13 protein-coding genes are annotated in these 16,629 nt (G+C 42.7%); 8 read left to right on the forward strand and 5 right to left on the reverse strand.

The annotated features are described in order from the left end of the window. Positions 1-95 precede the first annotated feature (95 nt). Positions 96-776 carry a MaoC family dehydratase gene (locus AB4405_RS03100; protein ID WP_102468601.1) on the forward strand — a complete coding sequence of 227 codons (681 nt, stop codon included), beginning with the start codon at positions 96-98 and terminating at the stop codon, positions 774-776. Positions 777-870: 94 nt separating this feature from the next. Here AB4405_RS03100 and AB4405_RS03105 read toward each other — a convergent pair whose 3' ends face one another. Next, complete coding sequence (locus AB4405_RS03105; protein WP_372059590.1) at positions 871-2,625, reverse strand: VRR-NUC domain-containing protein; 1,755 nt, start codon at positions 2,623-2,625, stop codon at positions 871-873. Positions 2,626-2,924: 299 nt separating this feature from the next. On the opposite strand from AB4405_RS03105, the gene aroG reads away from it, so the two are divergent. Together aroG and AB4405_RS03115 are read left to right on the forward strand one after the other, a co-directional pair. Next, on the forward strand, positions 2,925-3,977 hold the full coding sequence (aroG, locus tag AB4405_RS03110) for a 3-deoxy-7-phosphoheptulonate synthase AroG (protein ID WP_102468599.1): 1,053 nt from the start codon (positions 2,925-2,927) through the stop codon (positions 3,975-3,977). 110 nt (positions 3,978-4,087) lie between these two features. Beyond that, entirely contained in the window at positions 4,088-4,495 is a 408-nt protein-coding gene (locus AB4405_RS03115) for a hypothetical protein (RefSeq protein WP_372059591.1), read from the forward strand. Positions 4,496-4,643: 148 nt separating this feature from the next. On the opposite strand, the gene AB4405_RS03120 is transcribed toward AB4405_RS03115, so the two are convergent. Then, a complete protein-coding gene (locus tag AB4405_RS03120; protein WP_241903137.1) occupies positions 4,644-5,759 on the reverse strand; it encodes a mechanosensitive ion channel family protein in 1,116 nt (371 codons plus the stop codon). A gap of 327 nt (positions 5,760-6,086) precedes the next feature. Continuing rightward, complete coding sequence (gene msrB, locus AB4405_RS03125) at positions 6,087-7,217, reverse strand: peptide-methionine (R)-S-oxide reductase MsrB (protein WP_372059592.1); 1,131 nt, start codon at positions 7,215-7,217, stop codon at positions 6,087-6,089. 263 nt (positions 7,218-7,480) lie between these two features. Here msrB and AB4405_RS03130 point away from each other — a divergent pair, with 263 nt between their 5' ends. The 5 genes from AB4405_RS03130 (at position 7,481) to AB4405_RS03150 (ending at position 14,862) form a co-directional block, all read left to right on the forward strand. Continuing rightward, positions 7,481-7,879, forward strand: coding sequence for an OsmC family protein (locus AB4405_RS03130; RefSeq protein WP_372059594.1), 399 nt, complete (start codon positions 7,481-7,483; stop codon positions 7,877-7,879). 23 nt (positions 7,880-7,902) lie between these two features. Beyond that, positions 7,903-8,763: a YdcF family protein gene (locus tag AB4405_RS03135; RefSeq protein ID WP_372059713.1), complete on the forward strand. Its 861-nt coding sequence runs from the start codon at positions 7,903-7,905 to the stop codon at positions 8,761-8,763. A 118-nt stretch (positions 8,764-8,881) separates the two neighbouring features. Continuing rightward, entirely contained in the window at positions 8,882-12,022 is a 3,141-nt protein-coding gene (locus AB4405_RS03140; RefSeq protein ID WP_372059714.1) for a response regulator, read from the forward strand. A gap of 233 nt (positions 12,023-12,255) precedes the next feature. After that, entirely contained in the window at positions 12,256-13,191 is a 936-nt protein-coding gene (locus AB4405_RS03145; RefSeq protein ID WP_372059595.1) for an alpha/beta fold hydrolase, read from the forward strand. 252 nt (positions 13,192-13,443) lie between these two features. Next, entirely contained in the window at positions 13,444-14,862 is a 1,419-nt protein-coding gene (locus AB4405_RS03150; RefSeq protein ID WP_372059596.1) for a basic amino acid/polyamine antiporter, read from the forward strand. Positions 14,863-14,997: 135 nt separating this feature from the next. On the opposite strand, the gene AB4405_RS03155 is transcribed toward AB4405_RS03150, so the two are convergent. Continuing rightward, the gene (locus AB4405_RS03155; RefSeq protein ID WP_372059597.1) at positions 14,998-15,453 is read right to left on the reverse strand and encodes a methylglyoxal synthase; all 456 of its coding nucleotides are present in this window, start codon (positions 15,451-15,453) and stop codon (positions 14,998-15,000) included. A 157-nt stretch (positions 15,454-15,610) separates the two neighbouring features. Beyond that, positions 15,611-16,624: a TMAO reductase system periplasmic protein TorT gene (gene torT / locus AB4405_RS03160; RefSeq protein WP_372059598.1), complete on the reverse strand. Its 1,014-nt coding sequence runs from the start codon at positions 16,622-16,624 to the stop codon at positions 15,611-15,613. Positions 16,625-16,629: the final 5 nt, after the last annotated feature.

Consider the following 16,629-nt stretch of genomic DNA (forward strand, 5'->3'; position numbering starts at 1 on the left):
AGAATACGCGTGTTAGCTCAAAAGAGTTTGCACAGAGTTGTGAACTGGTTCAAAATATTACAGTTAGTTTTGAAAGACTGTAATCTGAGGTCAATATGAAAGTGGTAAAATTGTTTAAACAAAGCGCTGATTCTATCAAGCATCAGTCTGAGCTTATGCAATGGATGTCGCCTGCGCTTCGTGAGTATTGGTCGGAGTTCGTTGATAAGACACAAAACCGCAATTTTCTTGCTTGGGTTAGAGACTACCATAAGCCAGCGGTAAATGAACCTGATGCATCCGATCTTACTCCGGAAATAGTATTAAAGCCTGATGCACAAAAATTGTATTTAGAGCTACAAGACCAAATTGGAACGGTTATTCATGAAGGCGATTGGTTGAATGTAGGGCAAGACCGCATTAATCAATTTGGCTTAGTCACTGAGGATAACCAGTGGATTCATACGGATCCTGAGCGTGCAGCGGCTGAATCGCCATTCAAAACTACGATTGCTCACGGCTTTCTTACGCTTTCGCTATTACCAGCACTGACGGACAGTGTTGATGCGAATAAACCAATGTTTCCAACAGCAAAAATGATGGTCAATATTGGTCTGAATCAAGTGAGATTCCCGTATCCCGTCAAAGCTGAGAGCAACCTACGCGCGAAGAGTACCTTGCTAAAGGTAACTCCAATCAGAAAAGGCTTGGAAATTGAGCGTGAAATTCGCGTTGAGATAGAAGGGGTTCGACGACCTGCTTGTATTGCCGTATCGGTTATACACCTCCACTTCTAATTTTTCGATTTAGAGTTTTTAAAGCCAGTGATGTCACTGGCTTTTTTATTATCTAGTTTATTTCGTATGAGGTTTTCGTTAATCAATGCACGGCCTATTCCATGTGAGTGACGTAGCAAACTTGATAAGCGACGCCTAATTGTTCGTATTCCTGCATCCAACGTTTTTGGTTACCTTGTAACTTATCTCCCGGTCCTTTCACTTCACACCACATGAATTGCCCATCTTTAAATGCGATGAGATCGGGCATGCCAGTTCTGAATTTTTTAAGATCCTTCAGCATTACCGTGAACAGTTGGCGAAGCAGTCGACCATCGATTGTTTGTTCGGCAAGTTTAAGCCAACGCTCGTCTACGTAAGGCCAATAAACGAATGGGTTGCTTATCCCACGTTTAGAATCTGCAAGACACAGGAACGGAGTAACCCCTGAGCATTCGATAACGTTAAGTCTTTCATCAAGTAAGCGGCGACGACGTGATGAAAAGTCAGGCTGATAAAGATCGAGTGGTTGTTGTTGATAAGCGTTGATAAATACGCCATCGACTGGACTAAAAATGATGTCCCAAAAACACAGCCCAAACAAAGTGTTCAAAAAATGATTTTCGAGGTAAAACACCTCCCAGCCCTCTGACTCCATATAGTGCTTTACCGCTAGCTCAACGCTTGCCTTTGTTAGGTCCATCTCGAGATGCCGAGTCGGTTGGCACATAATGACGCGTTTATCTTGTGGTAACGAAAGCGCCTTTTGAATCTTAGGTTTAAGCCTTAATGCAACCTCATACTCTTCAATATCAAGAGGTGAATTCAGCATAGACGTTATAATTGGCCAGCTCTTTTCTGGCGTGTTAAGTGCAAGGTGTAAACGTACTCTACGTTCGCGAGAAGGCGGTTGCGTTGTTTTGTCGTAGAGTGCTAGCGAATCGAAGGCGTGAGAGTGGCGTTCGAAATCACGAGCGATGAGGTTGATGAGCTTTTGTCTACGCCGTTCTAAATCATGATGAGTCTTAACATCCGGCAATAGAGCGATCAGCTGATGTAACGTCTCGACAGGATTCAGTTTAGATTGATAGTAATGATCGTATAGTTTACTCAGTAGGAGGGCGGTATCAACGTCGTCGCGGCACTTAAAATACCGAATAGAGGAGGTAAGTACGTAATCTTCAAAGTTTTGTAGGCCGAGGTCAGCCAAAACAAACTGACTGAGGTCCTGACGCCCATTTCCGAAAAATAATTGGCACATTAGACGGTAATGATTGGCATCCAAAAGCTGAATGACGTCAAAGTTAAGTGATGGCTTAGCACTAATATCATATTGAGAAAGGGCGAGTATTTGCTCTGACTTTTTTAACCGCGGGCTGATGAACGGGTAGGTTCGAATCAGTTCTGGCTTAGTCAGTAACTCTTGAGCCAGAATGTCGGCTTGCATCGTTTGGTTAATGGCTACAAAACCGCAGCCCGCCAACTCTTGCAGCCATTTACTTGGCTCACCAATCTCATCATAGTAAAGCTTGTCACTTCGAAACCATTCGCCTTTACGCGTTAACATGCGAACCAAAAGACATTGACTGTTTTTAGTTAAGCTTTTAAACCGCTGTAGCCAATGAACCTCATCACCGTTGAGTAAATCCATATAATAAGATTCGACATGTGTCAGCAACTTAAAAAAGTTGTCTACATAATACGTTGCTGGTAGTGAAGTACTTGGTAACATCGACGCTTTATTTTCATTCATAGAGTGGGTTGAGCGTAACATGACACGATGAACTCGCCATATGAAAAAATAGGTTAACACCGATATTATCGCCGCGATCAATTCATTGACAGCGAGGGTAAATTTGAAATTGGTCACGCAATAAGCACGTAAAATTGATTGAAGTAGACAACTTACCTTTATATGAATAAGGTAATACATGCAGAATTAAAGTGAATGTTTTGTTTTAATTCATAAGGTTATGAGGTGTAATTTTTTGTTTACACTGTGTGTAAATTATTTAATATGCAGAAATATTGCCTTTAAAGATAATTAATGATTGCACAAAGCGTTTTAAGACGATAAGTTACATGGAAAGAGCATGAAGTCGGTCTGAAAAAGGAAAAGTGACCGAATATATATGCAGTATAGATACTACGAATAGGAAGAAGTAAGCGATGTTTCAAACTGATGACGTAAGAATTAATAAAGTAAAAGAACTATTGCCACCAGTTGCAGTTTTTGAGAAGTTTCCTGCGAGTGATGTTGCTTCTTCAACAACGTTTAATGCACGCCAAGCTATTCATAATATTTTAACAGGCGAAGACGACCGATTATTGGTTATCGTGGGTCCATGCTCGATTCATGATACAGAGGCTGCTGTCGAATATGGCAAGCGTCTTAAGACACTGCGAGACGAACTGGGTGATCGCCTTGAAATTGTAATGAGAGTTTACTTTGAAAAACCACGTACTACCGTTGGTTGGAAAGGGCTAATCAATGACCCTCATATGAATGACACATTTAAAATTAATGATGGTCTACGTATGGGTCGTAAACTTTTATTGGACCTGACTGATATGGGTATGCCAACCGCAAGTGAATTCCTAGATATGATTACACCGCAGTATGTCGCGGACCTTATCAGCTGGGGAGCGATTGGTGCTCGTACTACTGAATCTCAAGTACACAGGGAATTGGCTTCGGGACTTTCATGCCCAGTAGGATTTAAAAATGGTACAGACGGCAACATTAAGATTGCAACCGATGCAATTCGTTCTGCGGGTTCATCTCACCATTTCTTATCTGTGACGAAATACGGCCATTCAGCTATTGTTGAAACTGCGGGTAACCCAGATTGCCACATTATTTTACGTGGTGGTAAAGAGCCTAACTACAGTGCGCAGCACGTGTCTGCAATAAAAGAAGAGCTAAACGCATCTGGCTTGCCGACGAAAGTTATGATTGATTTCAGCCATGCTAACAGCTCAAAGCAATTCTCACGTCAAAAAGTCGTTTCCGAGGATATCTCCTCGCAGTTAGCAAACGGTGAAGACGCTATCTTTGGGGTTATGATTGAGTCACACCTGGTTGAGGGCCGTCAAGATTTAGTCGATGGTGTTGCTCCAACTTACGGTCAATCCATTACGGACGCTTGTATAGGTTGGGAAGATACTGAGGTTGTACTACGCCAGCTCGCGGACGCTGTTGTTGCCCGTCGCAATGCGTAATTAAAATAGAAAACATGAAGCCTTTGATTTCACGTCAAAGGCTTTTTTATTTGCAGTTAACCGTACGGCGTGTTTTAATTTCATGAGTTTATAACTAGGTAGGACGTAAAATGAGCGTGTTAAAAACAATGACAACGCCAATAATTGTATTAATCGGGATAGTCTCAATATCCCAAGCGCAAGCCGCGGGTTTTTCCAACGAAGAACTGTGTAAAGCAGGACTGGCGCTAGCGCTCGACAAGAGCCCGCGCGTTATAAACAGCCAAGCAGGTAAGGGGACGCGTGTATTACTGTCTTTGAAGAAAGCCAATAGTGATTGGGATTATCGATGTGATTTAAACCGAGGATCTAAAACGGTTCAATTAGAAGCTCGTGAGATTAACCGCAGCGATAATCATCTAAGACACGTTATTCGTTACACTGTGACTAACGGCGGTCGTTCCGTTGAGGTGACAATGAAGCAACATAAAGGTCGCACTAAGTCTGAAAAATACCAAGCGATGCAGCTCAAAGGATAAAGCATACGAGACGGGGGGATCGCGAGCACGGACGGTTGCTATGCTTATTATTAGTGTTGTGTAAGTCAGAGAATCTTTCAATTAATGGCGCTAAGTCTAGGCATTAATTGAAAGATTTAGTAATGGAAAAATAACCTAATAAATCAGGCTATTGGTGAGTGATATGCTGTGCTTCAATTGAGACAGGCTCTGTCATTAAAGGGCCTGAGTCTATCTTCAACGTTTGTGTTGGGTAGGCGATATCAGCATCGTGTTTTTGGATGATGACCATGACTTGGAGTAGTACGTCTTGTTTTACTTCGTGAAATCTTGCCCAGTTAACTGTCTTGGTGAAGGCATAGATGAAAAAGTTCAGGGAAGACGGTCCAAAGGTGTCGAAGTTCACCATCAATGTTTGTTTACTGTCGATATCTTTGTGATTCTCTAGCATAGACTTAACGTCAGCCACGATAGCACTTACCTTATCGCTATCGTCATAACGTAGCCCCACCGTTTCATAAATGCGTCGGTTTAGCATTCGTGATGGGTTCTCTACCACAATGTTGCTGAATACTGAGTTAGGAACATAAAGCGGGCGTTTGTCAAACGTACGAATGATGGTCATGCGCCACCCAATACGCTCAACCGTACCTTCGATGTTTCGATCTGGAGAACGGATCCAATCGCCGACTTTGAATGGGCGGTCGAAGTAAATCATCATACCGCCAAAAAAGTTGGATAAGAGATCTTTTGCTGCCAAACCAACGATTAAACCACCAACGCCACCGAACGTAAGCAACCCAGAGAGACTTAACCCTAGCGATTGCATAACGGTGAGTACACCGAGCGTAATGAACAGCAACCGAGCAACTTTGGAAATGGCTTGTACCGTCGTTTCATCTCGTTTCTTTTGAGCCAAAACGTGTACTTCGACATTTTGAATTAAGCGGAGCGATACCCAAATAAAGGTTGCTATGACCAGCAGTAAATCGACCTTTCCGATCCATTTTGTATCGGCGTTAGAATAAGTTGCAATGATCAACCCTATCGATATGGTGGCAGGCCAAAGCCATATCAGAATGCTAATAGGGGTTTGGACTGCTCGTATCAGAAGGTCGTCCCACTCTAAGTTCGTGCGCTGGGCGAGGGATTCTAAACGGCGATAAATGATACGCCATGCTACCCAGGCGATGAAACTAGCCGCCGTTATCAATAAAACATTACTCATCCAGTCGTATCCGAAAGATTGGATGTACTGCTGAAATGCGTCCATAGAACTGTTCATAAGTTATGTGGGTCCTTGAGCGAGATACCGTTAACGTCGCACTATTAGATAACGTTACAGATGTAATTATAAGAAATTACAGGACTTATACTATATGTGATAGACATTCGCATGGATTTTTTGTTAATTAAAACGTTGAACGGTTAAGCACGGAGTTCGTTGTAGATACATGGGTAATACTTACAACGTAGGTAAATGAATAAAAAAGCGACACTCGATTGTTCAAGTATCGCTTAGGTTTTTGTTTATCTTATTCCTGTCATAAGCGGGTGATGATACAGAGGGCTTATTGTTTTTTACCATCACAGGTTACCCAGGCGCAACGGTTTACTTAAATAGAGGTAAGAATTCGTCGTAACCCATTTGTGCTAGTTTCGCTTTTGGAATGAACTTCATTGCTGCCGAGTTCATGCAATACCGTAATCCAGTTGGCTTTGGACCATCTTTAAAGACATGTCCTAGATGAGAGTCACCAACACGGCTGCGTACTTCAGTCCTTGGGTAAATGAGCTTAAAGTCGGTGGTAGTCACCACGTATTTGTCGTTGATTGGTTTGGTAAAACTAGGCCAACCTGTACCCGATTTGTATTTGTCCGTCGAAGAAAATAGGGGTTCTCCTGTGACAACATCAACATAAATACCTTCCTGTTTATTATCCCAGTATTCATTATCAAAAGGACGTTCGGTCCCATCTTCTTGGGTCACATCATACTGAATAGCGGTTAATGTTTTCTTAATCACGTCATCTGTTGGTTTTGTGTATTGCTTAGCGTTGCCATTGTTTTCGTCAATAAGCATACGCAGTGTCACTGGCATATCAGTACGGTCATCACCAAATATTTCGTCAAGGTATTGGTCACGTCCAGAGTTGTAACGGTAGTACTTGTATTTCAGGCTACTTTTTTTGTAATAATCTTGGTGATACTCTTCTGCTGGCCAGAACTTAGTGTAAGCAATCAATTCGGTCGCCAGCGGTTTTTTATAAATGCCCAATGATTCGATGTCTGCCATGAAAGATTCGGCGATTTTAAGTTGTTCGTCATTGTGATAGAAAATAGCAGGGCGATATTGTGGCCCTCTGTCAACAAAAGACCCCTTACTGTCGGTCGGATCGATGTGTCTAAAGAATTGATCTAAGACTTCTTCATATGAAACAGCATCCGAATCGTAAGTCACTTGGATTACTTCAATGTGCCCCGATTTGCCACTAGACACTTGTCTATAGGTCGGGTTTGCTACATCGCCACCAGCATATCCGGAAACTACCGTTAACACTCCTGGGAGCTTTTCTAGATCGGATTCTGTACACCAAAAACAGCCTCCTGCAAGTGTCGCCACCTCTGTATTAGATGCGTTGCTTGGATTACTTGAATCTGCATTGCCAGGCTGACTGGTCATTAGAAATAGCAGAGGCGTTGCTAACAACGCAGCGAATAATATTTTGGGAAGTGTTTTCATAAGGACCTCAATCGCTTAAACATCGTGTGATTCATCTCATAAGACACGGCAGCGTGGATAAAAATTTCAAAAAATCTCACCACAGGTTATTATCTTGTCATTGTAAGCGCGCAGTAAGGGCGTAGTTTTGTCAGATGCCTCCTTGCAATAAACGTTTAAATCAGTTGTATTGATAGGAACGTTTATCTTTGCATGGTCGGGCTTTTGGCCTCACCGTCGCTTAATTCAGGCAACAACGAATCAGATAGTATTTAGAGGTTTATATGCAAGCAGAAGTGAAATGGATCGACGGATTTAAATTTTTAGGTGAATCTCAATCCGGCCACTCGATTGTCATGGACGGAAGTGGAGGTAAAACCGCCCCAAGCCCGATGGAAATGGTTTTAATGGCTGCGGGCGGTTGTAGCTCAGTCGATGTCGTGGATGGGCTGCAAAGTGCTAATCAAACGGCCACATCATGTGTCGCAAAACTGACAACGGAACGTCGTGATACAGCACCAAAAATTTTTACTAAGGTTAACATCCATTTTGAGGTCAGTGGCGAGGATCTAGACCCGGCTATTGTTGCTCAGGTAGCAAAAGATTCGTTGGAGAAGTACTGCTCGGTTTGCCTTATGCTAGGGGCTGGCGTCGAAATGACACACAGTTGGGAAATTGTTTAGTGAAGTAACGAGCAGTGAATAAAATGGCATTTAAAGAGTTGGTGTTGGTTCTTGGCAAGCGCCTTAATCGAGACCAATTGACTGATGAGGGAATGTCGCGTGTAACAGCACTGGTGAACTATGTTTCGACGCATGATTGTTCTAGGACTATTGTTGCGTTCTGTGGTGGCGTAACTCACAATCAATCGGTTTCTGAGGCCAGTGCTATGCATGCCGCTTTTGTTTCTTTAATGGCGGATACTCAGCCGGGTCGTGTTGGGGCCGTGTTGCTGGAAGAGAAGTCAACAAACACCGTTGAAAATATTGAACAGTTATCGCGCGTTCTTATTGAAAGTCAATTAATCGCACGTGGCGGGCACATTCCCGTGCGGTTGTTATCTAATGACTACCATCTCAGACGTTTAGTCGAAATACAGAAATATCTCGATGCTCAGGGCTTATTGCGCTTGTTAAAAATGCGCTGTGAATCGCAAGGCGTGTGTATTTCGCTTTCGTATGACATCAATGACCATATCGCGGTTCCATATCCTCACAAAACGCGACAAGGACAAATGTTCTTAGCATTAGATGAACTGACCACGTATCGAGTGTATTTAGAAGGCATTAAGTCACAGGTATTCTCGAAGCCAGAGTGGAGTATTAGGGAAAAGCCATTGTCAATTGCAAAGGCCGCGTTACAGCAGTTGAGGCTGTATTCAACACATCCTTACGATCAAGAATTACAGACGGCGATCCAAGTCTTAAATGAGATTGTTGATGCGACCACACCGGGTTGCGGACATGATGTGCTTGTTAAGTATTTATCAACGTTTGACAGACAGCTAAAAAAGCTGAACGCATATTTGGATCCTGAGAGTGAAATTTGCGGTCAAACCACAACATAGATTTTAATCTAAACACCTCTAAGCTCATATATATACAAAAAATTTGTCAATTGAGTAGAAGGTCACCAATCCTGTTCTAGACTTAGTATTAATTAAACTTTTGTTTGGCAATGGAATGGTGATGTTAAACTATTGGAATAGCTTATCGGTAAAGCATAAAATATCCGCCCTAGTAATTCTGCCAGTGTTGTTAATTCTTTATTTGGCTTCTAGGCAAGTTAACACCTTGAACCACCAACTCTCTGATTTAGAAAAAGTTGAAGGGTTGGTTCTTTTCTCTCAAGTGCTCTCAGATCTTCAATCTAATGCGAACGCAGCGCGCTTATCTAATGAACCTGCGGAAACGACTTTACAAGTCGAACAACTCAATTCGCTGTCTGAGTCATTATTTACAGGTGAAAACCTCGAACACCTACAAGGGTTAGTTTCAGACTATCAAGAAAGCATTTCGTCGTTAGTTGATGTCGTCGATGCCGAAGAAAAAAATGAAGTTGTGGAATGGCAGGTTGATACTTATAAGCAAATTTTACTGTTCCTTGAAAAAGCCCCTTATAGGGGCACTATTTCAGCCGTAGATGGACACATGACCGCGTTGGCACAGCTAGAATGGTTGATGTTCTGGGCAGATGAAGAAATATGGCAAATTTTGCAACTTATTAACGCAGAAGCCAATCAAGGTAACGTTGAAGCTATCAAAGAGGAAATTCGTAGCTTAACGCAAAGTCAGCAACTGTTTGTTGAGCGGTTTGTGGCTATCAACGCTGATGAAAAACAAGTCACCTTACTTCTCAATACATTTTCCAATAGTGCTTTTGAGCAAGGGAGTCAATTTCGCTCGTTGTTATTGGCCTCCGATCCTTCCGTAGCGTTGCCCCAAAACGAAGTGAGTACCGGTCTTAGTGCATTGGCATTAAGGCTTAACCTTTTACAATCAGTTGCTGACTCAATTGAAGTCCAGTTACGTGAAGAAATTCGTGGATTGGTCGCGACTTTTGAGCAGACGCGTGCCGCATTTTTCGCTGGCATTGGGTTATTAACCGCGCTCGTTATTGTAACGGGTATAAGTCTCGCTCATCGTGTGATTAAAAACTTAAATATGGTATTGAAGTATCTTGAGCGTGGTGATCAAGATGAGCAGGTACCTCTTAGCGACCGTGTACGAGGAAATGATGAGTTAAGCCGTTTCGCTTTAGAAGTAGAGCGTTTAACCTTGGAACGACAAGAAAGCCAAAAACGATTACTTGAAGCCAAAGAAGATGCAGAACGAGCGAAAGAAGATGCAATTCAGGCAAGTAAAGCGAAAAGTAGCTTCTTGGCTAACATGTCTCATGAGATACGAACACCGCTGAATGGCGTCATCGGTATCTCAGAAGTACTGTCGGATACTGAACTGACTGCAACACAAAAAGACTACGTTGATACGATTGAAACGTCGTCACACCTATTATTAAGCTTGATTAACGACATACTGGATTTTTCGAAAATAGAATCGGGTATGTTGCAGATAAACCCTCATTCAACTTCCATACGAGAAACGATTTACGATATTGCATCGATAGTGGCCCCTAAAGTGAAAGAAAAGGGCATTAAACTCAATGTTGATATCGATTGCAGTGTGCCATTTCGAGTTCTTGCGGATGATCACCGCATGCGCCAAGTGTTAATGAATTTTATGTCTAACGCCGTTAAATTTACCAGCGAAGGTAGTGTGACTATCGGTGTCTATCACCTTGGCGAGAAAGACAATATTGCTTCATTGCGGTTTGATGTGAGAGATTCTGGGATTGGCATCGATGAAGATCGTCAAGCCAATATATTTGAAGCATTTGCGCAAGAAGATGACTCAACGACAAGACAGTTCGGTGGGACGGGTTTAGGACTGGCAATCAGTACTCAATTGATTGAGCTCATGGGTGGACATATTGAACTGGATTCAGTCAAAGGAGAAGGCAGTTGTTTTTACTTTGAACTCGACCTACCTATCGACGAAAAACAGTATCAACACCGTCACGAGTTAGAATATGACGAGTTGATTATGGTGTGTCAGGATAGCGTATATGAGGAACGAATTAAGCGTGACCTGTCGTTCTACAATTTAGAGCTTGCCCATGTTTATCCCGATATTCAGAGTGCGAAACGCGGGATGTCTGACAAGAAGAATATCGTCATATATGTAGAAGGTGGCGGTGTGTCATCTGAACAGGATGAACGTTACTTCCCTGAGCTAAACTCTGGCAGCTCAGCACTTTGTATGATTCGACAGTTCGAAGGTGTAAATAGAGATTTCGGAAGAAATATCAGCTCATTAATCACCTATCCGCTCCTTGGTAATCGACTTTTAAAATCGATCGAATCTTGTTGTAAGGTATTGGAGCAGGGGCTGTCGATCATTACACCAATAAACCAAACAGAACAAAAAATATTTGTGCTGTTAGTCGAAGATAATTTGGTTAATCAAAAAGTGGCCAGTTTGCATCTGAAAAAGTTGGGTTATGAGTATGATGTGGCTAACAATGGACTTGAAGCGGTAGAGCATTACAAATCGGGTAAAAATTACAGCGCCGTGTTAATGGATTGTATGATGCCTGTGATGGATGGTTTTAATGCAACGAAAGTCATTAGAGATCATGAAAATAAAGGTAAGCTCCCCAAGACACCAATCATCGCGCTCACTGCCAGTGTGGTTGATGATGATATTCAAAAATGTTTTGATGCGGGTATGGATGATTACGTTCCTAAGCCCTTTAAAGCTGAGATCCTCAAGCAGAAACTGATAAGTGCTGTTGAAGTTAAGCAAGATAATATCGACAACTTAAAAGACAACGCCTCTTTGCTTGATGATTCGATGGCGAAGAGCGAGCCTCTTAAGGCTGATGCCGTTGAGAGCGCAATTCGTGTTTTATTGGTTGAAGATAACATGGTTAACCAGAAAGTCGCGTCATTACACCTGCAAAAAGCTGGCTATGCTTATGTGATTGCAAACGATGGTCAGCAAGCGCTTGAAGCCTATCAAAGTGACCCTCATTTTGATGTCATATTGATGGACTGCATGATGCCCGTCAAAGATGGGTTTACGGCCACAAAAGATATACGCAGCTTTGAAAAGCAACAGGGCATCAGACCTACGCCTATCATCGCCTTAACCGCAAGTGTCGTTGATGACGATATTCAGAAGTGTTTCGATGCTGGTATGGATGCTTATGTACCTAAACCCGTGCGTCGAGAAAAGCTGTTGCATGAGATGCAAAACCTCATGTAGAACGAAAATAGTGACGATATATCGCTCATAGTTTTGTCAAAAAACGCCTCTTCCTTGGGGCGTTTTTTATTTCCAGTGTTTTGAAGCGACGTTGTATTTCAATTGCCAATACATCCATCACCATTGTATTAGGGTACTCAACAGAAGACACAACGCTCTAAGCTCGCCCACACATAAAAGTGTTTACACTATCGGTGTTCAAGATTGAGGGTAATCGTATTGTGGGAAGTAGTGTGTTGAATAGTGACGTATTAATGTTGAGTGTAGGGTTGATTGTTGTTGTAATTATTCTCTTACTGCCTTGGTTACGTAACAAAGAAAAGTATCCTTTAAATGCCGTTAATAGGGTTCAAGCACCTGGACAGTTTATCGAGTTGAAGCATGGTTCGGTTCACTATCAACTAGTCGGTGTCCCTGAAGGTCACGTCGTTGTGCTAGTACATGGCTTTTCTGCCCCATATTATATGTGGGACAACAACGTAGAAGCCCTTGTTACTCGGGGTTATCGCGTTCTTACGTTTGACTTATATGGACGGGGTTATTCCTCTCGACCATCTGTTAAGTATGACAAAGCATTGTTCGTGGAACAAATTCGTGAGCTCACAAGTGAGCTGATTGGTAGCGCCTCGTTTCATATTGTAGGGCTCTCAATGGGCGGAGCCATTACATCCCATTATATAGCAACATACCCGAGCACTGTTTTAAGTGTTGCGTACATCGCACCGTTCAACCAACCCATTGATATTGGACCGTTGACTGTCCCATTTTTAGGGAAGTGGCTAGGGTATTCGTTCTTCGTTCCTAATTTGCCAAAAAATCAGCTTAACGATCTTACCGATCCCAGTCGCTTTCCTAATTGGCAAAGGACATTCCGTATCCAGATGCAGTATAAAGGGTTTAGGCGAGCGATTATAAGCACCGGACGGTATTTGATTACTCAAGATCCTACGCCGGATTTTGAGGCCGTTGGCAAAACACCGATTGCAAAATTGTTAATTTGGGGTAGCAGCGATAAGGTGATTGGGATTGAAGATGCGCCTCGCGTGCAAAAACTGTTAGGACATAATACGACATTCATTAAAATGGATGGTGCCGGTCATGCGATGCAATACGAACGAGCCAGTGAAGTGAATCGTGTACTCTTGAATCACTTGGGCAACGTTAATTAACAAGTATTGTCGTTACGACTCCGTTAATTACGGGCGACGATATACCTCAATAGGCTAACGTTAATGAGTAATTGAAACGTTATTGAATTAATATGCTAACAATATTAACCAATTCGAGATTAAGTTTTATAACTTAACGCAATCATCATGGTTATGTGTTGAATATGCATGGCTAATGCATATAATAATCCATAAGAACATAAAGCAGACGCTTCACTTCGGGGCGGCTGCTTTTTTTATTGAGAATTAAGAATGAAAAAGAACTCTGTGGGTTTGATTGGACTCATTGCCATCGTATTTGGGTCAATGATCGGAAGTGGAATATTCAGCATTCCTCAGAATATGGCGGAAAGTGCATCCTTGGGTGCGGTCGTATTGGCGTGGGTGATCACTGGTGTTGGTATGCTGCTGTTAGTCACAACGTTTAAGCAACTATCTGAACGTAGACCGGACCTCAACTCTGGGATTTTTTCTTACGCTAAAGCCGGGTTTGGAGAGTTTGTCGGATTCCAATCAGCGTGGGGTTATTGGATCATGAGTTGCATGGGGAACGTAGCGCTCTCTGTGATGATTAATGACTCATTGGGTTTATTTTTCCCAGTCTTGCTGGAGCATGGTGTTGAAACCGTTGTACTTTGCTCAAGTCTTTTGTGGTTAATGAATTTTATCGCATTGCGAGGCGTTCAAGCGTCTTCTCTTATTAATGTCATTTCCACAATCGGTAAGTTGATGGGATTGACACTCATCATTTGCATCCTGTTCGCGACGTTTGATTCTGATCGTATGGTAGTAGATGTTTGGGGTGAGGAAAACAATCTTGGCACGGTGTTTTCTCAAATACAAAGTACCATGATGGTCACCTTATGGTGTTTCGTTGGTATTGAGGGTGCGGTCGTGTTATCTGGCAAAGCAAAGAAAAAGTCGGATGTTGGTAAAGCAACACTCATTGGCTTTTTAGTTGCGATTACCATGTACACACTTATCTCTGTGCTAGCCTATGGAATACTGCCGCAAGCGGAACTAGCACAATTATCCAATCCGTCTGCTGCTTCATTGTTGGCGCACGCTGTTGGACCATGGGGTAGGCTGTTAGTGAATATTTGTGTGTTGGTTTCCGTTTTTGGCGCTCTAGTGGCTTGGACGATGCTGGTGGCTGAGGTGCCATTTGAAGCCGGGAGAGTAGGCGAGTTCCCACGTTTTTTGAGCAAAACGAACGACAATGGAGCACCTTCGGCTTCGCTCAATATGTCGACGAGCTTCATGCAAGTACTGGTATTGATGGTAGTACTGTTTGAAAACGTTTATCTTGCCGCAATTAATATCGCTTCTGTGATGGTTCTACCGTGCTACCTGCTGAGTAGCTTATACTTACTTAAGATTGCTATAAATGATCACTCTGGTCGGCATAAAAACTCCAAGCGCGTGGCGATCATCGCGGCGTTGTCTGCGGCGTTTTGTGTTTGGTTGATCACGGCGGCAGGTGTAGAGTATTTGCTGATGGCGACGATTTTATACGCGATTGGCATCCCTTTTTTCCGTTATACCCATGCTGATAGAATTCAATCAGGAGAGCGCGTGTATGCCGTGCAGGACAAGGTCTTTGAGATCGCACTGGTCATAATGGCGGCGATATCAATTTACCTTATGGCGACAGGTTATCTTCACGCTTAAAACAATTGATTATCAACATAGCGAATGCAAACAAAAAAGGAGCCCAGTTGGACTCCTTTTTTACTTATAGCGACGAGTGCTTTGCGGACCAGTACCAGTCACAAAGACGCTAATTAATTGTATTCTATGAGACAGTTAAACACGTTCTGCTAAGTAAGCTTCATAATCTGGGATTTCGATATCCACTTCTTTGCCCAATAAATCAGACTCAAACAGAAAGTTGGCTGTCGCACGGTTGGTTGCGACAGGAATATTCCAAACACTGGCAATTCTTAGTAGTGCTTTCACATCTGGGTCATGAGGCACCGCATTGAGTGGATCCCAGAAGAAAATAAGCATGTCTAATTTACCTTCAGATATAAGCGCTCCAATTTGTTGGTCGCCGCCCATAGGGCCACTAATCATACTTTTAATCGCTAGACCAGTATCCTTGCTTAACATATTGCCTGTGGTTCCTGTTGCATACAGGAAGTGGCTTTGTAGCTTATCTTTATTTTCTAAAACCCAACGCAGTAGCTCTGGCTTGTGATGGTCATGAGCAACAAGCGCAATGTGTTTGTGAGCGGGCATAGTACGTATTTTTTTCTGCATGGATTATTTCCTGATTATTAGCATTCTATGAGAGACAATATCCGTTATTGCCTCGTTAGAATGCCAAGTCCTTAATAATGAAATCGATTAACAATTAACGTCGATGTTAAACGTCCTTGAATCTTCAATCAATTGTGTAGAATAACAAGTGTGATGATTAATGGGGTTGGACGTCAAAAATAGGTCGGTAGCCTGTTGGAGACAGAGACTCACCGATAGCATTTGGGTTAAGGTGAGCGGGTGTGAGGGTTTCAATGCCTGGTGCCAGATCATAACCGTAAGGCTCACTTCTTAAATAAAACGTTGCTTGTTGCACTGACAAACGACCTTGTTCAACCATTTTATCAGTAGGTGCGAATTGAACTTTATCTCGTAACAACCCGCGATATACGCCATGGCTGAGGTAAATAGAAAGTAGGTCGATTTGATCTTGGAGATTCGCCGTGCGTACTTCACTTATTGCCGCTTCTATGGCAACGGCGCTGCCGACGAGATACTTCAAGTTAGGTCTGGTTTCAATAACTTGCTGCACAAGGTTACGTTGTAACTCCTTGTCATTATCTGCCCAGAGTGTATCAGTGACCAATATATCCGTATCCTTGATTGCTTCACGAAACCCTACAATCACTGGCTTAGTACCTCCGCTTGAGCGGGGGCCTGGTAAAAGTGCCAACTCAACGCGACCACTGCCTTTAGGATGTTTCGATGCAAGAAATTTACCGGCTTTATAGCCCATCCAATACCAGTCTACTCCTACGACACCTTTCACGTATTGTGATTGATTTTCGTCAACAATGAGGTGGTTGACGGTCGCAAAAATAGGGATGCTACCAGTGTACTGTGATAGGTCGTGTTCGAATGCTGTCGGTGACACTGTGCCTAAAATAATGGCATCAGCCCCCCAATCTTTACATGATTTGAGTTGCTGACGTTGTTTGTCAATATTTGGATAACCACCGGATTCCAAGACCTTGAGCTCGATGTTCAACGCTTGCGCTTCGTTAACCATGCCATAATTGACGGATAACCAATATGAATCCTTTAAATGCGGGTAAATAGTGCAAATTTTCTCCTCTGCACTGTTGGCAGATACACTATATAAGAGTGGAATTGCACTCAATAAGAGCGGAATAACACGCAGGATGGCTAGGTTTTTCGCTTTTTTTGACATGGACT

The organism is Vibrio sp. 10N.261.51.F12 (assembly GCF_041471725.1).
In the GTDB taxonomy this organism is placed as follows: domain Bacteria; phylum Pseudomonadota; class Gammaproteobacteria; order Enterobacterales; family Vibrionaceae; genus Vibrio.